Raw genomic sequence first — 22,035 nt, 5'->3', positions numbered from 1 at the left:
ACTTGCTTCGTGATATCGCAGATCAGGATCATCTCCCGGACTATTCGCTTAGTGTCGATGACGAGATGGTCACATTCCGTTCGCGCGGCACCGTGCCATCTGAGTTTATCGAAACCATCTCCATCCCTACTCTCGACCCGGAAATTTACGAGATGGCACGACAGGTGGCGCCTGGTTGGGACATCAGAATGATCGAGCGGGAGTGGCGTGACTGGGCGACAGAGGCTCCCAAGAACCCGGAGATGGCATTCTTGGGATTCTGTCGAAAGTGGTTCGAAAAGCGCGGTAAGCCGTGATTCAGTAAGGCTGAAGCATGGTTCCTTGCCGCGATGATGTCAGCGAGCTCGGTGCGCATCTGCTCAACGCGTGCCAAGTCACCAAGAACGCCCTCATCACCGGCGCCCTGCCTTTCCTCAACAACATGGTCAAAAAGTTGACGCAACTGATCCATTTCGCCAAAAATGGCTGTCATGCCGACTTCAGTGACGGCGGGCGGCAGGTCGGACTCTTGGATACGCTGAGCGGCAGCGAAGAAGATAGAGGTCAGATCACCGCGGGCGGATTCGAAACGGAGGCGGTTGTGGGCTAAGAAAGTTATCGCTTGCCCTCTGCCTTGTCCATGAGGATTTCAAGCATCGCCCACCGGCTCCTGCGATCTTCTTTGCACATAGCATTGAAACGGTCAGCTACACTTTGAGGGCCATGAATATGGAGCTGGACGGTTTTCTCCTTCTCAGCTTCCACTTTGGCCTCACGCGACGGCCAGCCGCCCTCTGTATGCTTCTCCGGCGCTCGCTTCCTGACAGGTTCTGGCTTAGGAGCTTGACGCGGAGGTCGAGGCCGAAAGTCCTCGAGGCTGTCCGCCTCAGCCCTCTCGACGCGATCGGAAACCTTTGCCTCATCCGTAGCGGATTCTGGTGCTTCCATACTGAATCCCCGTCTTGCCATTAAGCTGCCTCCCCTGCCCTATTGGATCGAAGTATTTCAAGCAGCTCGGCCACCAGAGCCGCCACGTTCTCGCGTGCTCGATCGCGACCGCCTCTGGGGTCTGTCAGACGACCAAGGGATGTAGCATGAGACCAAACAGCACCTACCGCGTCGCGTTCGAGTAGCTCGCAGTCCATGACGCGGACGCCCTTGTTACTGCGGAGTTCATCGGCATTCTCACGAGCGTCCGTGCCGCGACCAACCTCACGAGTCCGGGTCAGGCAAACGACTGCGGGCACCTCTCGACGCAACTGCCGAGAAACACGCCCTACTTCCGCAATGGTCTTCATGGCATCTTGGATGTCCAGGTATCGCTCTTGAGCAGGCACGACCACGAGGTCAGACTCGGTCATGGCAAACGTTGCCATCCGGCTCGCGACGCCCTCGAGATCGACGAGGACGAACGCAGCCTCAGATGCTGCCCGCTCGATCTCATCCTGGATGTTTGCTTCACCATCTGATCGCCTCACCGACAGTCCCGCTGGCTTGTCGCCCTCGGCTTCAAACCACTCGAGAATCCTCGGCTCTTGGTCAGCGTCGATGACGATGACGCTGGACTTCTCGGCGAGATAACTGCCAACCAAGACTGCGAGGGTGCTCTTACCTACCCCTCCCTTTATCGACGCAAATGAGATCACTGGCATGCTCGTCCTCGTTTCTCTTGGTGAGTTGCCTCACCAAACCTCACCTGATCGCATCGCACCACACATCATCAAAACATAAGGCCTGATGTGATGCGGTGAGGTCACGTATGTTACTACACCTTATGATGCCACACCTTATCATACAGTATCATAACTTACCTTATCAAATAAAATCTTATCCAACCTTATCTAACCTTATCATACCTTATCAATCGTTCTCGGTCAGGCGTTGCTATGCTTCGAGATCATCACCTGCGAAGTCGCACCACACGCTCACGACAGTATAGACCTGTTCGCCATCATATCTCCAAGCGAGGTAGAACCCCTCGACATCAGCACAGAAAGTGTATCGACCTCTCTCCTTCTCAGTGTCAGAGAACAGCACGACAGGCACCTGCCCCATAGCATGAGATTTGAGGAGCTGCCGGACCCAGGGTGGGATTTCGGGTCCGTTCTCTGCGGGGTCATAAAGTGGCAGGGCCGATGGGTTATACAGTATGAGTTGCAGCAGCGGTATTGGCGGGTTGTACATCGACATCGTCAGTCTCCCTCTGTTCTAAGAAGAAATATTAACCCGTTTCCGCAAGAACGAAACAGAAACATAAGTTACCGAAGCAGCCGCTGATGATATTGAGTGCGGACGGGTAGGGCAGGGGGTCTGCGCCCTTTAATCGGCACCAGCGCGCGAAACCGGCCCAGTCGCGCGCTTAGGCCCGACAGGTGTTCTCGGCGATGGCGTGATCGGCATAGCCCCGCGCCGAGTCGACGAGCCGGCGACGTGGGTAGGCAGGGCGATCGGGGCGGGGATTTCGGGCGTGTCCGGCATGCCGGTGGGCGTATCATGCTCATGTCCGATAAGAGACGGGTTATCGGATGCATGAGCCCCGTTCGAGACGCAGCAGGCGCGTGGGTCACAGAGGATCAAAAATCTGCTTGTAACCAGGTCGAGGAAGCCCTGCTGACCTGCTTCCGGATGAATTCAGCTTCCCTCGGCCCAAAGTCGGAGAGCGATGTAGGAACTTCTGACCCGGCGGGATCGATCAGACGGGGCCGTCCTCCGGCCGCTCAGGAACCGGTTGAAACGCTTGTGCTTCCCCGAAAGATGAGGCGACCCGAAACGAGGATCTTTGTGGGAGCGGCGGGTTTGGACCCGGCGACAAGCTCGTGGAGCGTTCTGACGGCCAAGGCCCCGATCTGGCGTTTTGGTACATCGATCGTACTGAGCGAAGGTGAGATCATGCTGCTCATAGGCAAATTGTCGAAGCCTATCACCGCGACATCTTCAGGGATGGAAACGCTTCTTTCACGGAGAGCACGCATCAATCCAAGAGCGACGATATCATTTGCGCAGACATAGGCCTGCGCCAGGAAGTCGAGGCGGTCCAGCTGGTCCTTGGCACTGACATAGGCCGCTTCGCGGGTCGCGGGGACGGCGAGAATCTGGTCCTCCGAAAGAGAAAGGCCCAAGGCGTCACAGGCGCTTCGAAACGCATCGGAGCGCAAGCGGAAATTCACGACATCCGAGTGGCTGCCAACAAAGCCTATCCGTTGCGCGCCGGCGCGCAGCAGGGCGGAGACCGCCGAGAAAATCATCTGGTCGTTGTCCATGTCCACGAAGTTTGCTTCGAGGAATGGATAATAGGCGTCGATGAACACGACCGGGATCCGACAATCGTTCAGTTTCTGGATGTCGTCTCCTGACAGCTCTGTCGCGAGAACGATGGCCCCTTGCGTGGCGCGGTCCTCCAGAAAGCTTCTGACGACTTCAATGTCGTCGCCTTCGTGACTGACAACCTCCAGAGTATAGCCGCAGCTCACGGCCTCAGCGGACATTCCGTCGATGTAATCCGAGATGAAGTGGTTGTGGTCGCGGTTCACGGTTTGCCCATGCTTGGCAAGCTTCAGAAAGCGCACTGTCGGCAGCGCTTCAGATTTCATCCGGCTGGCGCGGGGCTTGTACTTGAGCGCCGAAACTGCCGCGTGAACCTTGTCGCGCGTGGTTTCGGAGATGTCTCCCTTGCGGTTCAGCACCAGCGATACAGTAGCAGCCGAAACGCCAGCGTGGTCGGCGACCTCCCTGAGAGTCACAGGCTTCTTCTCCGAGTTCTTCATCAGTTCATCACTTTCGACATCACCCTCGTTTAGTAAACAGAACCGAGCGCCGATGGATACATGACCCTCACGACCCTTTTCAGAAAAGGGATTGACGAAATCTAAACAGATGGTAGCGTTTAGTAAATAAGAGAGATATTTCACTAAATCTCAGGGAGGGGTTGGTGAGACTCGATCCAAATTTCGTGACTTTGTCCGTGCTGGTCGCCTTGCTTCTGGCCGTTGGCGGCTGGGTGTCGGGAGGCACCTATCTGTCGCCTTTCAATCTCCAGTCGATGGCCATGCAGCTGCCCGAGATCGGGTTTCTGGCCATTGGGGTCATGTTGGCCATGTGTGCCGGCAACGGTGGTATCGACCTGTCAGGTATTGCCAATGCCAACATGTCCGGCGTCGCCTCAGGGATCTTTACGGTCGCGTTCTTCGATGCTGCGCAACAGCCGGTGGTGTTTACGGCCGTCTTTGCCATGGGCTGCATGATCGTCGGAACGCTGGGCGGAGTTCTCAACGGTCTCATCATCTCGAAGCTCAAGGTCACCCCGATCCTGTGTACCTTGGGCACGCAGATGCTGTTCACCGGGGTGGCGGTCGTCCTGTCGGGCGGGCGTTCGGTTGCGGTGGGCGCGCATGACCCGCTCTATTCGATCGGCAACGGCACGGCTCTTGGCGTGCCGATCGGCTTTCTCATCTTCGTCGGGGTCGTGATCCTGCTCGGTGTCGTGCTGAAATTCACCCGCTACGGGGTGCGGCTGATGCTTACCGGGGCCAACCCCAAGGCGGCCGTGTTCAGCGGGTTTCCGATCTCGCGCATCTTGACCACGACCTATGCCATCTCGGGGTTGCTCGCGGGGATGGCGGGCGTCGTGATCGCGGCGCGCAACGTCAACGTGAAGTGGGATTACGGCACCTCCTACCTGCTCGTCGCGATCCTGATCGCCGTCATGGCGGGGGTGCGCCCCGAGGGGGGGTACGGCCGGGTCGTGAACGTCATGCTCTCGGCGATCGTGCTGCAGCTGCTGACGAGCCTGCTGAACTTCATGGGCATGTCGAATTTCGTCCGGGATCTGGCTTGGGGGCTCTTGCTCCTGTGCTTCCTGGCCGTGGGACGCTTCGCGGTCATCGACCGGATCGTCGCAACGCTACCCTCGGCGCGCAGCCCTCGCGCACCGAGCTGAAGGAGGAGAGGGCGAAATGGAGGAGGACGTATGACATCTCGTGCAATCAAGGCCGCCCTGTTCGGCTCGGCGATGGCCATCACGGGCCAAGGCGCCCTGGCAGCGGAGGGCAACACGATCACTACGGTCGTGAAGATCAGCGGCATCCCGTGGTTCGACCGCATGGAAACCGGGGTCGAGGCCTATGCCGAGCAGCACCCCGAGATGGAGATCTCGCAGGTCGGACCCGCCACGGCGGATTCGGCGCAACAGCTGCAGATCGTCCAGGACCTGATCGCCAAGGGCACCGACGCGCTGGCGATCGTGCCGATGGACCCGACCATCCTTGAAGGCGTGCTGCGTCGGGCCATGGATCGCGGCACGATCATCGTCACCCACGAGGCCGACAACCAGATCAATACCATGGTCGACGTCGAAGCCTTCGACAATTCCGACTATGGCACCGCGCTGAACGAACGTCTGGCCGAGTGTATGGGCGGTGAAGGCAAATGGACGACCTTCGTGGGCTCGCTCGGCAGCCGCACGCATATGCAATGGGTCGGCGCCGGCGAGGAGAACGCGAAGCAGCATCCGGGCATGCAGCTGGTCGATCCCAACAACGAAAGCTTCGACGACGCCCAGGGCACCTATGAAAAGGCCAAGGAGATCCTGCGCAAGCATCCCGACATCCGCGGCTTCCAGACCTCGGCGGGCAACGACGTGCTGGGCGTCGGCAGGGCAATCGAGGAGGCCGGTCTGACCGGTCAGGTCTGCCTCGTTGGCACCGGGCTGCCCAATCCGTCTGCCGCCTATCTCGACAGCGGCGCGATTACCGCGATCGGCTTCTGGGATCCGCAGAAAGCCGGCATGGCGATGAACGAAGTGGCCCGCATTCTGCTCGAGGGTGGCGAGATCAAGGACGGCATGGACCTCGGGGTCGAGGGCTACAACGCCGTCTCGGTGCGCCCAGGCGCGGGCGACGGCAAGCTGGTCGTCGGTGACGGCATGGTTCTGGCCGACAAGGACACCTACCAAGATCACCTGTTCTGATCCGCGAACGATCTGGACCGACCCCCGTCGGGGCCGGTCCAGATCAGCCTCCAGTCCACTCCCATTCCCGAGGTCACAGCCATGTCCGACCGCGCCGCAGACTCAGTGCCATTCCTATCGCTGTCAGCGGTTCACAAACGCTTTGGCGGCGTACACGCGCTGCGCGGCGTCGAGCTGACGATAGAACAGGGCAAGGCCTATCACCTCTTGGGTGAGAACGGCTGCGGCAAGAGTACCATCATCAAGGTGATCTCGGGCGCGCATGCTCCAAGCTCGGGAGAGATACTTCTCGACGGCAAACGTCTGGATCACCTGACACCGATGCAGGCGATGGAGGCGGGCATCGAAACCGTCTATCAGGATCTGTCGCTGCTTCCCAATCTGAGCGTGGCCGAGAATATCGCCCTTGGTGAACAGTTGGTGGCCGGGCAGGGGCGTCTCTTGCGCCGCATTGCGCGGCACCGGATGGACGAGATCGCCACGCGGGCGCTGCGCGAGCTGGGCGTCGCGGCTGACCGGGCCTTTCTATCGCAGGCGGTGTCGGACCTGCCACTGGCGATGCGCCAACGCGTCGCCATCGCACGCGCCATCGCCGCCGAGGCGCGGCTGGTCATCATGGACGAGCCGACCACATCACTCACCCGACACGAGGTGGCGGCGCTGATTGAGGCGGTCGAGCACCTGCTATCGCGCAACGTGGCGGTGCTGTTCGTCACGCACAAGCTCGAGGAGAGTTACCGCATCGGCGGCGAGGCGATCGTGATGCGCGACGGGCTTTCGGTCGCTCAGGGGCCGATCGAAAACTACACCCGCGCCGAGCTCGCCGAGTTGATGACCGGGCGCGCCATCGAGGCAGTGCGCTACCGCAAGGGCGCGCCGCAGGATGCGGTGCTTCTCGAGGCGCAGGGGATCGCTTCGGGCGGTGGCGCCTTTCGCAACGCGAGCTTCGCGCTTCGGCGCGGTGAAATCCTCGGCATCACCGGCTTGTCGGATTCGGGGCGCAACGAGCTTGCCATGGCGTTGGCGGGCCATGTCGGGATTAGCGCTGGTACACTCTCCATTGAGGGGCGCGAGATCCGCATCAACACGCCCGCCGCGGCGATCGAAGCCGGGATCGGATACGTGCCCGAAGATCGACTCGCCGAGGGACTTTTCCTCGAAAAACCGATTTGGGCTAACGAGGTGCCGCTGATCCTCGACCAGCTGTCCGGGCCTGGAGGATTGATCGATGAGCGTCGGGCGCGGGCACGGGCGCGCGAAATCTCTGCATCGATGAAGCTGAACACCGCGGATGTGACGCTGCCGGTTGGCACGCTGTCGGGTGGCAACCAGCAGCGCGTTCTGATCGGTCGCTGGCTCAGCATTGCGCCGCGGGTCCTGATCCTGCACGGGCCGACCGTCGGCGTCGATGTGGGCTCCAAGGAAACCATCTTTCACGCCATCCAAGAGATGGCCGAACAGGGCATCGGCGTGCTGATCGTGTCGGACGATTTACCCGAGCTTTTGCAGAACTGCGACCGCATCCTGGTGATGAACTCGGGCCGGATCGTCGAGACGCTGGACGCCGAGACGGCCAGCGAGGACGACATCTATCGCTCGATGCTGGCAACCAAAAGCGAGGCCGCATGATGACCGTTGCACATACAACGCCGAAAGATACGAGCGACGCGCCCCGACCGCGCGAGCGCGTGCCGCTATCGATCTTTGCCCGGCATCCTGAATATGTCACGATCCTCCTGTTGATCGCGATCTGCATCGCGGTTGCACTGATCAACCCGGCGTTCCTTCAGCCTCTTCGCTCATCGACATGGCGCGCGCCAGCGTGGTCACCGGGCTGTTCGCACTCGGCGTCTTTACCATCCTCGCTGCGGGCGGCATCGACGTGTCCTTTCCCGCGATCGGCGCGGTGGCGATGTACAGCATGACCAAGCTGGTCCTCGAGGTCGCACCTGGCATGCCGGTCTGGGTCATCTTGCTGTGCGGCATCGGAATCGGAGCCGTCTTCGGGGCCGTCAACGGCATTCTGGTCAACAGCCTGCGCGTGCCCGCCCTGATCGTGACCATCGGCACGCAGTATTTCTTTCGCGGCTTGCTGCTCGTCTTCGTCGGGACGGTCTGGCTGATGGAAATCCCGCCGCAGATGGTCGCCTTCGGCACCTGGTCGCTGCTTGAGGTCAAGGCCGGCAACGGGGTCACGGTGTCCTTGCCGATGTATTTCTTGGCCTTCCCGGTCGCGGCGCTGCTGACTTGGTATCTGTTCAACCGCACCCTGATGGGCCGGGCGATATTTGCCACGGGAGGCAATGCGGATGTTGCCGCGCGGTTGGGCTACAATTTGCGCAAGGTGCATGTCTTTGCCTTTTCCTTTGCGGGCGGGCTGGCCGGGCTCGCGGGCATCATTCAGGCTTCGGCCAACCGCATGGCCAACCCCTTCGACTTTGCTGGCACGGAAATTGGCGTGATCGCCGCCGTCGTGCTGGGCGGCGCGCGCATCACCGGCGGTACCGGGTCGGTGCTTGGCACCGTCGCCGGCGTGCTTCTGGTCACGGTCGTCAACAACGTGCTGGTGCTGGTGGGTATCCCCAGCACCTGGCAACGGGTCGTGGTCGGGGCCTTCATCCTGATCGCTGCGGGATTCTTCGTGCTGCGCGATCGAAAACAATCCATCTGACAAGCAGGCTTGAAAATGAAAAAATTCGTCAACGATCCCGAAAACTTCGTGGATGAGATGCTCGACGGAATCTACCGCGCCCATCCGGAAGTGACCCATGCGGGCGATGACCTGCGCTGCTTCGTGCGCAGCAAGCAGGTGCCGGGCAAGGTCGGTCTGGTGACCGGCGGCGGGTCGGGCCATCTGCCACTGTTCCTGGGTTATGTGGGGGAGAACATGCTCGACGGCGCCGGCGTCGGCGGCGTCTTTCAATCCCCCTCATCCGAGCAGATCCTCGAGGTGACGCGCCATGTCGATCAGGGTGCGGGCGTCCTCTATCTCTATGGCAATTACACCGGCGACCTGATGAATTTCGACATGGCCGGCGAGCTGGCCGATCTCGAGGGCATCAAGACCGCGACCGTGGTCGGGCGCGACGATGTCGCCTCCTCGGTGCCGGGTGAGGAGCACAAACGCCGCGGTGTCGCGGGCATCTTCTTTCTCTACAAGGCGGCCGGGGCCGCCGCGGCGCGGATGATGCCGCTCGAAGAGGTGGCCCGCATCGCGGAAAAGGCGAGCGCGCGCACCCGTACCATCGGCGTCGCGCTTTCGCCCTGCATCGTGCCCGAGGTCGGCAAGCCCGGCTTCGAGATCGGCGAGAACGAGATGGAGATCGGCATGGGCATCCATGGCGAGCCCGGCATCTCACGCGATGCACTTGCCCCGGCCGACGAGGTGGTCGACCGCATGATCGAGCGCATCTTGGCCGAACAGGATTATACGCAGGACAAGGAGGTGGCGGTGTTGGTCAACGGCCTCGGCGCCACGCCGCTGGAAGAGCTCTACATCCTGTATCGCCGCACCGCGCAACGGCTCGAGGCCGCAGGCGCGCAGATCCGCCACACCTTCATCGGCGAATTCGCAACCTCGATGGAGATGGCCGGCGCCTCGATCTCGGTGCTGCAGCTCGATAGCGAGCTCGAGCCGCTGATCGCAGCCGGTGGCGACACGCCGTTCTTCAAAAAACTCGCGAACTAAGGGGGCCGGAGATGCAAGGGTTTGGCACGGATGAAATTGCAGCGCTCTTCGCGCGCCTTGCGGATGTCTTCGCCGCCGAAAAGGAGGCGCTGATCGCCCTCGACGGCAAGGTCGGCGACAGCGATCTCGGTCTGACGATGGCCAAGGGCTTTGGTGCTGCGCATGACGCCGTGGCGGCGATGGAAACGCCCACGCCCGAGGCGCAGCTCAAGACGGCCGGCGCGGCGCTCGCGCGCGCCGCTCCATCGACGATGGGCACCTTGATGGCCACTGGGCTATTGCGCGGAAGCGCGGCGGTCTCTGGAGCGGAAAGATTGGAGACGGCCGAGATGGCCGCGTTCTGGTCCGCGTTTCGCGACGGGGTCGCGCATCGGGGCCGGGCCCAGGTCGGCGACAAAACCGTGCTCGACGTGCTGCATCCGATCGCCGAGACGATGCAGGCGCAGGCGCGCGAAGGAGCCTCGCTCGACGCGGCGCTGGACCGGGCCCGCGTCGCGGCCGAGCAAGCGCTCGAGGACACCAAGGATCTCGTCGCCCAGCATGGCAAGGCCGCAGCTTTTCAGGAAAAGACCCGTGGCATCCAAGACGCGGGTAGCACCGTTGCTGTTATCCTGATCCGCACCATGGCCGAATGCGCCGCCGATTGAACCGCCACGCCCCGTTTCGCACGAAAGAGGAAACCAGATGCAGTATCGCACCCTCGGCCGCTCCGGCCTCAAGGTCTCGGCCATTGGCATGGGCACCTTCTCCTTTGGCGGAACCGGCCCTTTCGCGGCCATCGCGCAGCAGGACGCGTCCGAGGCCGCCCGGCTCGTGGATTGCTGTCTCGATCACGGCGTCAACCTGATAGATACCGCCAACATGTATTCCATCGGCCTGTCCGAAGAGATCGTTGGCGAGGTTCTGGCGACGCGCGACCCCGATATTATCGTCTCGTCCAAGGCGCGAATGCGCATCGGCGCGGGGCCCAACGACGAAGGCGCGAGCCGCTGGCACCTGATCCGCGAATGCGAGCGCAGCCTCAAGCGGCTGCGGCGGGACCACATCGATATTTATCACATTCACGAATGGGACGGCCTCACACCGGTCGAGGAGACGATGGAAGCGCTCGACACGCTGATCCGGCAAGGCAAGATCCGCTATGCGGGCTGCTCGAACTACACCGGTTGGCAGATCATGAAATCTCTTATGGCGTCCGAGCGCGGCGGATTCCAGCGGTTCGTTACGCAGCAGATCCACTACACGCTTGAGGCGCGCGAGGCCGAATACGAGCTACTACCGCTTTCCGTCGATCAGGGGATCGGTGTGACGGTCTGGAGTCCGCTCGCCGCGGGCTTGCTGAGCGGCAAACACACCCGCAACCAGCCGGTCGCGCCGAATAGTCGACAGGATCGTGGTTGGAGCGAGCCGCCAATCCGCGACGAGGCGCGGCTATGGCGCATCATTGAGGTGCTCAATGACATGGCCGCAAGCCACGGCGTCGAGGCGGCGCAGATCGCGCTGGCTTGGACTCTGGGTCGGCCCGCAGTCGCGTCACTGATCGTCGGCGGCACGTCGATCGATCAGTTCGAGAGCAACTTCCGCGCCCTCGATATCACGCTCAGTGCAGATGAGCTAACGCGCTTGGACGAGGTCAGCCGGCCGCCGGAGATCTATCCACTCTGGCACCAGACCCAGTTCGCCGCCCCGCGCTTTGGCGAGGCGGATCTGTCGGTCGCGCGGTGACGGCAGAGAAGGTCTTTCTCGGGGTCGATGTCGGCACCGGCAGCGCGCGAGCCGGTATCTTTGACAGATCAGGCACGCAGCTCGGCACCGGAAAAGCCCCGATCGCCCGCCACGAGGCACCCGGCGGCATCGCGGAGCAGTCGAGCGACGACATATGGCGTGCGGTCTGCCGAGCCGTGCGTGGCGCTCTCTCGGCTGCGAAGGTCGATCCCGAGGTCGTCGCAGGGATCGGTTTCGACGCCACCTGTTCGCTCGTCGTTCTCGGCGATGGCGGGGCGCCTTTGCCGGTCGGCGATCCGAAGGCGACGGATCGTGATATCATCGTATGGAAGGACCACCGCGCCGTGGAGCAGGCGGCCCGCATCAACGAGACCTGCCATGACGTCCTGCGCTATGTGGGAGGGCGTATGTCGCCCGAGATGCAGACTCCCAAGTTGTTGTGGTTGAAGGAAAATCGGCCGGAGATCTTTTCGCTTGCCTGGCAGTTCTTCGACCTGACAGATTATTTGGGCTGGCGCGCAACGGGAAGCCTCGCTCGCTCATCCTGCACCGTGACCTGCAAATGGACCTATCTGGCGCATGAGGCGCGCTGGGACGAAAGCTACTTCAGGCAGATCGGGCTGGAAGAGCTGGTTGCCGAAGGGTTCTCGCGTATCGGAACCCGCATCGTTCCTCCAGGCTCGCCTCTGGGTCATGGCCTGACACGGGCAGCGGCCGAGGATCTGGGTCTTTGCCCTGGCACAGCGGTAGGGGCCGGGCTGATCGATGCGCATGCGGGCGGCATCGGCACGATAGGCGCGGGGGAGGACGGCCCCGAGGCGAACCTGGCATATGTATTCGGCACGTCCTCCTGTACGATGACGACCACCCGAGAGCCGGTCTTCGTACCTGGTGTCTGGGGACCCTACTACGCCGCGATGGTGCCGGGCGCGTGGCTGAACGAGGGGGGCCAATCCTGTGCCGGTGCGGCAATCGCCCGACTGATAGACCTCCACCCCTTTAGCGCCGAGGCAGGGCGGCGCGCGGATGAGGCTGGCCAAGCCCTTCCTGACTGGCTGGCGGCGGAGACGACCGCGCGGGTAGCGACGGCGGGAGAGGCTGTTCGGTTGGCCGCGGGCCTGCATGTGGTGCCGGAGTTTCTGGGCAACCGCGCCCCTCATGCCGATCCTTACACGCGGGCGGTAATCGCAGGGCTGGGGTTGGAGAGTGATCTCGACAGTCTCGTTGCGCTCTATGTTGCCGGTATATGCGGCATCGGTTATGGGCTGCGTCAGATCATCGAGGCCCAAGCGGACATGGGGATCTCGATCGCGCGCGTGGTTCTGTCTGGCGGGGCGGGGCACAGTGTCACCGTACAACAGCTACTGGCCGACGCCGGGGGCGTTGAAGTCGCCATTCCTGCTACGAAAGAGCCTGTCTTGCTTGGCGCTTCAATCCTCGGAAGCGTCGCGGCAGGAAGTTTCCGTGATCTGTCGGAAGCTATGGCGGGCATGTCGCGTTTTGGCGATCGGATTCATCCCATGGGAGGCGATATCTCTTACCGCCATGCCGCGCGCTATAGGGTCTTCCGCCAGTTTCAGAACACAATGCGCGAAGCTGCTGCCGCCGACGCATAGTTAGCCTTATCTGTTGGCGGTTGTTTTTTTGGCCAGCCATGCAGGCGAAAAGCAATTTGAGCGTTCGTCGAATTCAGTTCTGGCCGCGTCTGAAGAGGCGGGAAACTGCGCGGAGGCATTACAATCTGGATGCCCAAGTTTTAGAGCGCGCCGCATCGGGGGATTTCGCAGGGGCTCGCTCGGATCTGTCTACCGTTGATCAAAAACAGGAGAATGAAGCAATGAGTGTGTTGGAGCAATTGCGCGACATGACGGTCGTGGTGGCCGATACCGGCGAGATCGCCGCGGTTAAACGCCACTGCCCGGTCGACTGCACGACCAATCCTACACTGGTTCTCGGCGCTCTGAAGGATCCCGCATCCGAAGAGCTGATTGCCCGGGAAATCGAGGCGGGGCGGCGGCGCGGCCTGTCACCCGAAGGATTGACGGACACCCTGACCGTAGCGGTCGGGGCGGAACTGGCCCAACTCGTTCCTGGACGGGTTTCGACGGAAGTCGACGCCCGCTTGTCGTTCGACAGCGCGGCATCAATCCGTCGCGCCCGCGCCATCGTGGCCGATTATGCAGCCCGCGGCATTGGAAAGGAACGGATCCTCATTAAGCTCGCCGCAACCTGGGAAGGCATCCGCGCCGCGCAGGTGCTGCAAGACGAGGGAACCGACTGCAACCTCACCCTGTTGTTCAACCTGGCCCAAGCGGTAGCCTGCGCAGAGGCGAAGGTGCATCTCATTTCGCCCTTCGTCGGCCGCATCACGGATTGGTACAAGGCCGCAGAGGGACGGGACACGTACGCGCCGGATGAGGATCCGGGCGTCAGATCGGTGTGTGCCATCTATGACTACTATAAAGCGAACGGTATCGCCACGATCGTCATGGGGGCCTCGTTCCGCAATATCGGTCAGGTCAAAGCCTTGGCCGGGTGCGACAAGCTGACGATCGCCCCGAAACTTCTCGAAGAATTGTCAGAGGATGAGGGTGAGCTCGCGCGCGTTCTGTCGCCGGACAAGACGCAGGATAGGGCACGCCTCTCCATGGACGAGCCTACGTTCCGTTGGGAGATGAACGCAGATGCGATGGCAACGGAAAAACTGGCCGAGGGCATCCGAAACTTCGACGCCGATCATCACAAGCTCATCGAATTGATAGGTGCTCGCACCTGATGTGGCAGGGTGGGCCGTCGGCTTGGAAGCCGTCGGCCCTTACTCTTCGGGGGCGATCGGAAGGGTGTTAACCGCAGACCAGTATCGTTATGTGCTACGGGCCGTTAAGACGGGTTATCGGATACGAAAGGGACATCTGCCAGAGGTAGGGCCTTCGAACTTTCGAGACTGACGATCGGTGTCTTCTTCGTCGATCAGTCCGACCATCGCCTCGCAGCCAGCGCGGATCGCATCTGCGCCGACCGGCCCAGCAGGAAAGACAGACAAAGCGTGATCCGGACCGCGAGCGGGACATTTCCGGGCCGTCGAGGCATATGAAAGGCAAGGCCAACCGGTCATTCGGGGCAGGCATGCCTTCTTGCCTTCCCAAGCGCCCGATCCACTCCAGGGTGCGCATCTGCGGCCCGGACTTGTTTGCGCTTCCCCGAAATACCCCTAAGCATGCCGCACGAACCCGATGACCGGGCCCCTCTGGCGGAAGTGACGGCGCTTCCGTGATGTCGGCATCGAAATCGATCTGCCTTCATCAGGATTTCAATCATGTCCCATACTCGCACGCCTGCCTCCATCGGAGGGGCAGGCCCATCGCAGCGGGGCGTTCTCCGCCATTTTCGCTGGGCCTTCGCCGTGACCGCGATCGGTCTCGCTTTGGGGGCCGCCCTGGGCTGACAATCCTCCGGCACCTTGGGTGGAATGGCGACGGTCCTCATGATCTGCGCGGTCCTCGCGGTGCTCGAGATCAGCCTGTCCTTCGACAATGCGATCGTGAATGCCAACAAGCTGAAGCAGATGACGCCGGAATGGCAGCACCGCTTCCTGACCTGGGGCATCCTCATCGCTGTATTCGGCATGCGGATCGTGTTCCCGCTGCTGATCGTCGTCATCGCAGCGCGGATCGGGCCCTGGGAAGCGGTCGTTCTCGCGGCGTCGGACCCCGATCGATACGCCCGCATCATGCAGGAGGCCCACCTGCCCATCGCCGCCTTCGGCGGCACCTTCCTGATGATGGTCGGCCTCTCCTTCTTCTTCGACAAGGAGAAGGACGTGCACTGGGTGCGGTGGTTCGAGCGCAAGATGGCGCAGTATGCCACCATCCGCGGGGTGGAAGTGGCCATCGTTCTGCTGCTCGTGCTCGCCTTCTCGAGCCAGCTGCAAGAGGCACAGAGCGAGGTCTTCTTTCGCTCGGCCATCTGGGGGCTGCTGACGTTCCTGTGTGTCAAGGTCGTCGGAGGGCTTCTCGACCACTCCCGCGGAGCGGTGACGGCCGGGGCAAAGGGCGGGCTCGGCGCCTTTCTCTACCTCGAGGTTCTGGATGCGTCGTTCTCGTTCGACGGTGTGATCGGGGCCTTCGCCCTGAGCCAGAACCTGTTCGTGATCGCGATCGGGCTGGGTATAGGCGCGATGTTCGTCCGCTCGACGACCATCATGCTCGTCGAGAACGGCACCCTGACCCAGTATCGGTATCTCGAACACGGCGCGTTCTACGCGATCATCGTCCTGTCGGTCGTGATGTTCGCCCAGTCCCTGGTTCACATTCCGGAGGTCATCACCGGGCTGGCCGGGGCCGTGCTGATCGGCATCTCGCTTTGGTCCTCAATTGCCTGGAACCGCAAGAACACGACGTAGCGCAAGAAGGCCTGCGCGCGCGGGACGACTCATGCGATAAGGGAAGGGCCTTCCCTCAGGAATACCGCGTGCGGCGAAGGTATCCTGCTTGGGTTCGGTTCACTGGTCATTCCGCCGATCAGTGGCTGCAACGCGACGACAGAGCACGCCGGATATCATTCCGGAACATGCCCGGTCGCCGGGCGGTCTTTGCGGCAAGGCCGGCCCGCCTTGCAGAAGTTGCCCGTGACTTGCCCTCGGACGAGCCATCTCGCGCCGTAACTTATAGATGTGGCTTTGGAAACTCGGCGACGGCCCGTGCCGTTGAGTGCCGTAACCGAACCGGATTCTCCGAGGTCTCTATGGCAGACGAACGCAGGCGTGCTCTCAGCGAGGTTCTCGATCAGCTGGAAAGCTCGGTCCAAGGGGACAGTATCGCGATCTCAGACGTGATCGAGAAACTCGGCCACAAGTCGTTCGCCTCCCTGATGCTGGTCTTCTCGCTGATCTCGACGTCGCCGGCGAGCGCCATTCCCGGCATCACGACCGTGGTGGCGGCGATTGTCTTCATCCTCGTCGTGCAGATGATGATCGGGCGCAAATGTCTCTGGCTTCCGGAATTCATCACCCGTCGGCATATGTCGGCCGCCAAGCTCTGCAAGGGGATCGGCTGGCTGCGCAGGCCCGTGCACTTCGTCGAGCGTTACCTGAAGCCCCGCCTGACCTTTCTCTTCCATCGCCCGTGGCTATGGCTGCCGCTGATCCTGATCCTGTGTCTCACCCTTTTCATGCCCGTGATGGAGATCGTGCCGACCTCGGGCTCCATTGCGTCCGCCGTCATTGCCCTGTTCGCGGCCGGGCTTCTGACCCGCGACGGTGCCCTGGCGGTGATGTCCCTGGTCCTGCTCATCGCGGTGCCGGTCGCCGTCTGGCAGTTCGGGTTCGCCGGCTGACGGGGGCCGTCGGCTTCATGTCCACGGGGCATTCTCCGTCGCATCCTTCGAAGCCGATGGCGACGGCGGCCTGAGGCAGTCACTGCATTTTCCATTTGCCTGAATATGCGGCAGAAGCATCGCAGTCCGCTTACCGAGCAGGCGGCTCACAAGAGACAGATCCCGCGATGCACCCTTTCCACCACCTCTTCCCGGCCATGGGACGCTTCTCGGTTCCGGAGCAGATCAGAGCCGCGGGCGGAGCCTTCCTCGGCCTCGGACTTTGCGGTCTCATCGCCATGTTGAGTTCCGAAGGCGCCAGACTGCCACTCGTGATCATCGCCCCGATGGGCGCGAGCGCGGTCCTGCTGTTCTGCGCTCCGAACAGCCCGCTGGCCCAACCCTGGTCGGCCATCCTCGGCAACATGAGCTCGGCGCTGGTCGCGCTTCTTGTCATCGCCCTGGTCCCGTCCCCCTGGACCGCGGCGGTGGCCGTCGGACTGGCGATCCTCGTCATGATGCTGCTGCGCGCTCTGCATCCCCCCGGAGGCGCGGTCGCCTTGCTGAGCGCGCTCGATCCGGAGCCTGTTCTGAACGCCGGGCTCTGGTTCGTCATCGGACCGGTCGGTGTCGTGACGGTGGCCCTCGTGCTGACTGCCACCGGATACAATCGTCTCACCGGGCGGGTCTATCCCTTCCGGCAGATGGAGGAGGCGGCAGATCGAGTGGGCCAACGCCTCGGACTGACAAACGAGGCCCTGGAGGCGCTCCTCGCGCGGTTCCACCAGTCCGCCAACATGGGGGCCGCGGATCTCGGCCGGGTGCTGGCTGCGGCCGAGGAGGTCGCGGTGCGACAGCGCTTCAACGGGATCACCTGCGGCGATGTCATGACCCGGCCCCTGATCACGACCTCATCTGGCACCTCGCTGGCCAATGTCGCAGCGCTGTTCCGCGAGCACCCGATCAAGAGTGTGCCGGTTTCAGGGCCGGACGGGAGACTGCTGGGTCTCGTGTTGCAGGCCGACCTTCTGCATCCTCTGATCGCTGTCGATGAGGCAGGGCGGGGCGGCCAAGCGTCGGAACTCGCCGCCGGAGATGTCATGCGACCGCCGACCGAAATCGCCTCCCATGACCAGCCGATCGGATCTCTCCTGCACCGGTTCGCCCGGCAGGGTGCCGAGGTCGTGCCCGTCATGCAGGAAGGCCGCCTGGCCGGTGTGCTGACCCGATCGGACGTCCTGAGGCTCGTGCTCGAGGTCTCGCGCGAGCCCTCCCGAGCATAGCTGCTCCGCGGGAAGTCTCAGACTTTCGGGGCCGCGGAGCGCGCGATCCGCCGCTGGGGCCGCCGCCGGCATGGTCATCGTGAAAACGACGTTGCCGCTCCGCATCTCGGCGGTCAGATGACCTCCGTGCGCCCGGGCGATTTCGGACGCGATGTAGAGCCCAGGCCGATCACCGAGCCCTTGCTGTCCTTTCCCCGCGAGAAGGGTCGGAACAGCCCGCGCAGCACCGCGGCCGGAATGGGGGCGCTCGCATTCGACACCGTGAGCTGGAAGATCCCGTCCAGAACCCGGGCCTCGACCCGCACGGGAAGATCCGGCGAGCCATGGGTGACGGCATTGCTCAGCAGGTTCGAGAGAAGCTGGCCCATGCGGGCGCGGTCGCAGTCGATCCGCTTGATCGCGAGGGCGACATGGATTGCACGCGGCGTGACGGCTTCGATCTCGATATCGATCACGACCTGCTTGAACTCCGATCGTAGATCGGGTCCGGAATCGCGTTCGACGGGCAAGCCCCTGTCGGCGCCTGAGGTCAGAGGGTCTGCCCCTTCCAACCCCTCGTCTGAATTCCGAGAGGGATAGCTTTTGGCCAGAGAATTAAAAACTCACACTGCAACCGAGGGGGAGGGGGGGCCGCTTCGCCTATGACTGGGCGGCATTCACCTGAGCCGGGCGCGTTTCCAAACTGACGCGCGTTGGCTCAGCACCCCAACAATGACCACGAAGAGCATCTCCGATGCGGCAAGGGACCTATCTGGCTGGCCATCCGTTTGGCCAAAGATCCACCAATCACAGGTAAGCTCATGGCCGCGAAAATCACCGTCCTCTTCTATTCCACATACGGCACCAATCATGGCATCGCTTTGCAGGCCGCCAGTGCTCTCGAGGCTGCTGGGGCTGAGGTGCGGTTACGGCGATGCCGCGAAACCGCGCCACGCGACGTGGTCGAAGGACAAGAGGCCTGGCGAGATCAGTTTCAAAAGATGCAGGACATCCCGGAAGCCACGCTCGATGACATGGAATGGGCCGACGGCTATTTTATCTCCGTACCGACCCGCTTCGGTGTTCCTGCAAGTCAATTCCGCGCTTTTGTCGATACGCTGGGCCCGTTGTGGCAATCGGGAGCCTTGGCCAACAAGGTCGTGACTGCGACCACGTCAGCACAAAACCCGCACGGCGGTCAGGAGACGACGATCCAATCGATCTATGTGACCGCCATGCATTGGGGCGCGATCATCGTGGCGCCCGGCTACGCGGACCCGGTGAAGTTCGAGGATGGCGGTAACCCTTACGGTTACTCTTGCACGCCAGGTCCCCTCGACGAAACTGGAAAGCAGTCGGTGGCATTTCAGGCCCGGCGGCTGATGGAGTATGCCGAGAAACTCTACCGTTGAAGCAATTTCGGTGGAAAAGAGGCTGGGGTTCAGACGAGTAAGGCGCTATCGACCCGGGCCTTGCCGGTGCTGCTTGAGTTTCATGAATAGCGATGCTCAGGAGCGACTGATTGATCCCCCCTTTCTTCCTCGCTTCTCTGACGCCAGAGTCTTTCTCGGTGACAATGCAATGACGCCATCCCCCTTGTATTATCAGGAAAATAGAAGTCGGCACGGTGAGGCCGCATGAAACCAGTTGGCCAAGTCACAAGGGCTGGCATTGATGGGGGACGAGCCCTTCGAAGGCTTCTGGTTCTTGTTGCCATTCTGCTATTGCCGGGATGCGGGGTCGAGAGCTTCCTCGACCCACTGGGTCCGGTAGCCGCGCAACAGCGCACGCATTTCTGGTTGGTCGCCGCGTTGATGGCGCTGGTCGTGCTGCCAGTCCTGACGCTGACGCCATGGCTGATCTGGCGCTACCGAGATCGCGGCGGGGCTGATTATGAGCCGCGATGGGCGTTTTCCCGCGGATGGGAAATCGCCCTATGGGGCGGCCCGACGCTGGTGGTAGTTATTCTCGCGGCGTTGCTTTGGGTCAACACGACACGGCTCGACCCCTACGCGCCGCTCGTCTCGGAGGCCGATCCGTTGCGCATGCAGGTCATTGGCTACGACTGGAAGTGGCTGTTTATCTATCCCGATCTCGGCATCGCCAGCGTCGATCTGCTGGCCTTTCCAGCAGGGCAACCGCTGGAGATCGAGTTGACCTCGGCCACCGTGATGCAGTCGTTCTTCCTGCCGGCGCTTGGCAGCCAAGTCTATGCCATGGGCGGCATGTCGACATGGCTGCATCTCGAAGCGGATGCGCCCGGGCGGTTCAAGGGCGAGAACTCTCAATACAACGGCAAGGGCTTTCACATGCAGAAGTTCGAGGCCATTGCGATGAACGAGGCGGCGTTCGAAGACTGGGCGCGAAATGCTGCGACAAAACCGGCACTCGATGCGGCGGCTTTGGATGCCTTGAGCCGGGAGGGTGTGGCCTCCGATCTGGCCCGCGCGCTGGACCGCCAGGGGAATGAGATCCTGTTCGGCAGCCTGCCGGTTGACCTTTTTGCGCGGGTGATGTCCGAGACCGCCAAAGGCTCAATGGCCTCGCAGCACATGGACGCTGATCGATGACGCTTGCTGGCATCCTCGATGCCGCGTTCGGGCGGCTCGACTGGAACGCGCTGCCGTTCTGGGAAATGGTGATGCACCCGAGCGCGTCGAGCATCATCAACGGTCTCATTGCGAGCGGCGCGGCGGGGATCATGGTGCTGGGTGCGCTGGTCACGGCTTGGGTGCTGACCCGCCACAGGCTCTGGGCGACGCTCTGGCGCGACTGGCTGACCAGCCTCGATCACAAGAAGATCGGCATCATGTATATCGCGCTCGCCTTCGTCATGTTGGCGCGGGCGCTGGCGGAGGCATCGGTGATGCGCGCGCAGCAGGCCGCCGGGTTGGGCGGCGGTTTTCTCAGCCCCGAGCATTTTGGCCAGCTCTTCTCGACCCATGGCACGATCATGATCTTCTTCATGGCCATGCCGTTCCTGACTGGCGTCATCAATTTCGTGATGCCATTGCAGATCGGCGCGCGCGACGTCGCGTTTCCTCTTCTGAACTCCGTCAGCCTCGCCCTCACCGCAGCGGGGGCGGCGCTCGTCATGGCGTCGCTGCTGTTCACGCCGTTCTCGATCGGCGGCTGGAGTGGCTATCCGCCCTTCACCGAAACCAGCTACAGTCCCGATGTTGGTCCCGACTATTGGATCTGGGCAATGACGTTGTCGTCGCTCGGCACGACGCTGGCCGGGATGAATTTCGCGGTGACGATCTACAAGAAACGCGCGCCAGGAATGGCGATGTTCCAGATGCCGCTATTCTGCTGGACCGCGCTGTGCGTGTCGATCCTGATGATCTTCGCGATGCCGCCCCTGACATTGGCGACCGCGATGTTGGCGCTCGACCGCTACCTGGACTTTCACTTCTTCACCAATACCGGGGGCGGCGACCCGATGCTCTATGCCAACTTGTTCTGGCTGTTCGGGCATCCGGAGGTTTACATCCTGATCCTGCCCGCCTTTGGGGTTTATTCCGAGGTGATCTCGACCCTCTCGGGCAAGAAGCTCTACGGTTACACCTCTCTGGCGCTGGCCACGATCTGTATCGCGGTGCTCTCATTCACCGTCTGGGTGCATCACTTCTTCACCATGGGGCAGTCGGCCTCACTCAACACGGTCTTCGGCATCGCGACGATGCTGATCGGCATCCCCACCGGCGTGAAGGTCTACGACTGGATGCTGACGCTCTACCGGGGCCGCGTGCGTCTGGGCGTGCCGATGATCTATGCTGCGGGCTTCCTGATGCTGTTCGTCATCGGCGGCGTCACAGGCATCGTGCTGGCCAATCCGAGCCTCGACTACGTCACCCACAACACGCTTTTCCTCGTCGCGCATTTTCACAACATGCTCATTCCCGGCCTGCTCTTCGGCATGCTTGCGGCCTATACCTTCTGGTTTCCCAAGGCCTTCGGCTTCCGGCTCGAGGAAAAATGGGGCCGCCGCGCCGCCGTCGCGTGGATCGGGGGCTTCATCCTCGCCTTCTTCCCGCTCTATGGCTTGGGGTTTCTCGGCATGCCGCGCCGGACGGTGGCCTTCTTCGAGCGGCCTATCTTCC

At 62.2% G+C, this 22,035-nt stretch carries 20 protein-coding genes and 1 pseudogene; 17 read left to right on the top strand and 4 right to left on the bottom strand.

Going from position 1 to position 22,035, the window contains the following annotated elements:
• The first annotated feature begins 2 nt into the window (after window positions 1–2).
• Entirely contained in the window at window positions 3–296 is a 294-nt protein-coding gene (locus MBELCI_RS21585) for a hypothetical protein (RefSeq protein WP_235047605.1), read from the top strand.
• Between the two features lie 17 nt (window positions 297–313).
• Window positions 314–589, top strand: coding sequence for a hypothetical protein (locus MBELCI_RS09380; protein ID WP_021693953.1), 276 nt, complete (start codon window positions 314–316; stop codon window positions 587–589).
• Between the two features lie 358 nt (window positions 590–947).
• Here MBELCI_RS09380 and MBELCI_RS09375 read toward each other — a convergent pair whose 3' ends face one another.
• From MBELCI_RS09375 to MBELCI_RS09365, 3 genes are all read right to left on the bottom strand, one after another.
• Window positions 948–1,631 (bottom strand): nucleotide-binding protein, encoded by a 684-nt coding sequence (locus tag MBELCI_RS09375; RefSeq protein WP_045319946.1) that lies wholly within the window; start codon window positions 1,629–1,631, stop codon window positions 948–950.
• 232 nt (window positions 1,632–1,863) lie between these two features.
• On the bottom strand, window positions 1,864–2,169 hold the full coding sequence (locus tag MBELCI_RS09370) for a hypothetical protein (RefSeq protein WP_045319945.1): 306 nt from the start codon (window positions 2,167–2,169) through the stop codon (window positions 1,864–1,866).
• A 527-nt stretch (window positions 2,170–2,696) separates the two neighbouring features.
• The gene (locus MBELCI_RS09365; RefSeq protein ID WP_131505525.1) at window positions 2,697–3,887 is read right to left on the bottom strand and encodes a LacI family DNA-binding transcriptional regulator; all 1,191 of its coding nucleotides are present in this window, start codon (window positions 3,885–3,887) and stop codon (window positions 2,697–2,699) included.
• A 20-nt stretch (window positions 3,888–3,907) separates the two neighbouring features.
• Here MBELCI_RS09365 and MBELCI_RS09360 point away from each other — a divergent pair, with 20 nt between their 5' ends.
• The 12 genes and pseudogenes from MBELCI_RS09360 to MBELCI_RS09305 all read left to right on the top strand — a co-directional run bounded on the left by MBELCI_RS09360 (window position 3,908) and on the right by MBELCI_RS09305 (window position 17,953).
• Window positions 3,908–4,915 carry an ABC transporter permease gene (locus MBELCI_RS09360; protein ID WP_021693949.1) on the top strand — a complete coding sequence of 336 codons (1,008 nt, stop codon included), beginning with the start codon at window positions 3,908–3,910 and terminating at the stop codon, window positions 4,913–4,915.
• A 30-nt stretch (window positions 4,916–4,945) separates the two neighbouring features.
• Window positions 4,946–5,944: a substrate-binding domain-containing protein gene (locus tag MBELCI_RS09355; RefSeq protein WP_021693948.1), complete on the top strand. Its 999-nt coding sequence runs from the start codon at window positions 4,946–4,948 to the stop codon at window positions 5,942–5,944.
• 81 nt (window positions 5,945–6,025) lie between these two features.
• Window positions 6,026–7,573: a sugar ABC transporter ATP-binding protein gene (locus tag MBELCI_RS09350; RefSeq protein WP_021693947.1), complete on the top strand. Its 1,548-nt coding sequence runs from the start codon at window positions 6,026–6,028 to the stop codon at window positions 7,571–7,573.
• A gap of 178 nt (window positions 7,574–7,751) precedes the next feature.
• Window positions 7,752–8,615, top strand: coding sequence for an ABC transporter permease (locus MBELCI_RS09345; protein WP_021693946.1), 864 nt, complete (start codon window positions 7,752–7,754; stop codon window positions 8,613–8,615).
• Window positions 8,616–8,630: 15 nt separating this feature from the next.
• On the top strand, window positions 8,631–9,632 hold the full coding sequence (locus MBELCI_RS09340) for a dihydroxyacetone kinase subunit DhaK (protein ID WP_021693945.1): 1,002 nt from the start codon (window positions 8,631–8,633) through the stop codon (window positions 9,630–9,632).
• Between the two features lie 11 nt (window positions 9,633–9,643).
• On the top strand, window positions 9,644–10,279 hold the full coding sequence (locus MBELCI_RS09335) for a dihydroxyacetone kinase subunit L (RefSeq protein WP_021693944.1): 636 nt from the start codon (window positions 9,644–9,646) through the stop codon (window positions 10,277–10,279).
• 37 nt (window positions 10,280–10,316) lie between these two features.
• Window positions 10,317–11,357, top strand: a complete 1,041-nt coding sequence (locus MBELCI_RS09330) for an aldo/keto reductase (protein ID WP_021693943.1) — start codon at window positions 10,317–10,319, stop codon at window positions 11,355–11,357.
• A complete protein-coding gene (locus tag MBELCI_RS09325; RefSeq protein WP_021693942.1) occupies window positions 11,354–12,973 on the top strand; it encodes an FGGY-family carbohydrate kinase in 1,620 nt (539 codons plus the stop codon). Before MBELCI_RS09330 ends, MBELCI_RS09325 begins: the two co-directional genes overlap by 4 nt.
• 221 nt (window positions 12,974–13,194) lie before the next feature.
• A complete protein-coding gene (gene tal / locus MBELCI_RS09320) occupies window positions 13,195–14,133 on the top strand; it encodes a transaldolase (protein WP_045319944.1) in 939 nt (312 codons plus the stop codon).
• A 540-nt stretch (window positions 14,134–14,673) separates the two neighbouring features.
• A pseudogene (locus MBELCI_RS09315) lies at window positions 14,674–15,759 on the top strand (DUF475 domain-containing protein).
• A 341-nt stretch (window positions 15,760–16,100) separates the two neighbouring features.
• A complete protein-coding gene (locus MBELCI_RS09310) occupies window positions 16,101–16,691 on the top strand; it encodes an exopolysaccharide biosynthesis protein (RefSeq protein ID WP_021693939.1) in 591 nt (196 codons plus the stop codon).
• A gap of 167 nt (window positions 16,692–16,858) precedes the next feature.
• Complete coding sequence (locus MBELCI_RS09305) at window positions 16,859–17,953, top strand: HPP family protein (RefSeq protein WP_045319943.1); 1,095 nt, start codon at window positions 16,859–16,861, stop codon at window positions 17,951–17,953.
• A gap of 113 nt (window positions 17,954–18,066) precedes the next feature.
• On the opposite strand, the gene MBELCI_RS21020 is transcribed toward MBELCI_RS09305, so the two are convergent.
• Window positions 18,067–18,462 (bottom strand): ATP-binding protein, encoded by a 396-nt coding sequence (locus MBELCI_RS21020; RefSeq protein ID WP_045319942.1) that lies wholly within the window; start codon window positions 18,460–18,462, stop codon window positions 18,067–18,069.
• A 291-nt stretch (window positions 18,463–18,753) separates the two neighbouring features.
• Here MBELCI_RS21020 and MBELCI_RS09295 point away from each other — a divergent pair, with 291 nt between their 5' ends.
• The 3 genes from MBELCI_RS09295 to MBELCI_RS09285 all read left to right on the top strand — a co-directional run.
• Window positions 18,754–19,344, top strand: a complete 591-nt coding sequence (locus MBELCI_RS09295; protein WP_045319941.1) for an NAD(P)H-dependent oxidoreductase — start codon at window positions 18,754–18,756, stop codon at window positions 19,342–19,344.
• 225 nt (window positions 19,345–19,569) lie between these two features.
• The gene (locus MBELCI_RS09290) at window positions 19,570–20,502 is read left to right on the top strand and encodes a cytochrome ubiquinol oxidase subunit II family protein (RefSeq protein WP_021693935.1); all 933 of its coding nucleotides are present in this window, start codon (window positions 19,570–19,572) and stop codon (window positions 20,500–20,502) included.
• The coding region (locus MBELCI_RS09285) for a cbb3-type cytochrome c oxidase subunit I (RefSeq protein ID WP_052512709.1) at window positions 20,499–22,035 on the top strand (1,537 nt) is incomplete at its 3' end. The genes MBELCI_RS09290 and MBELCI_RS09285, both read left to right, overlap by 4 nt.

It is taken from the genome of Limimaricola cinnabarinus LL-001, from assembly GCF_000466965.1.
Lineage (GTDB): Bacteria > Pseudomonadota > Alphaproteobacteria > Rhodobacterales > Rhodobacteraceae > Limimaricola > Limimaricola cinnabarinus.
The sequence above is the reverse complement of the archived record's forward strand: the minus strand, read 5'-3'. Positions and strand labels throughout refer to the sequence as shown.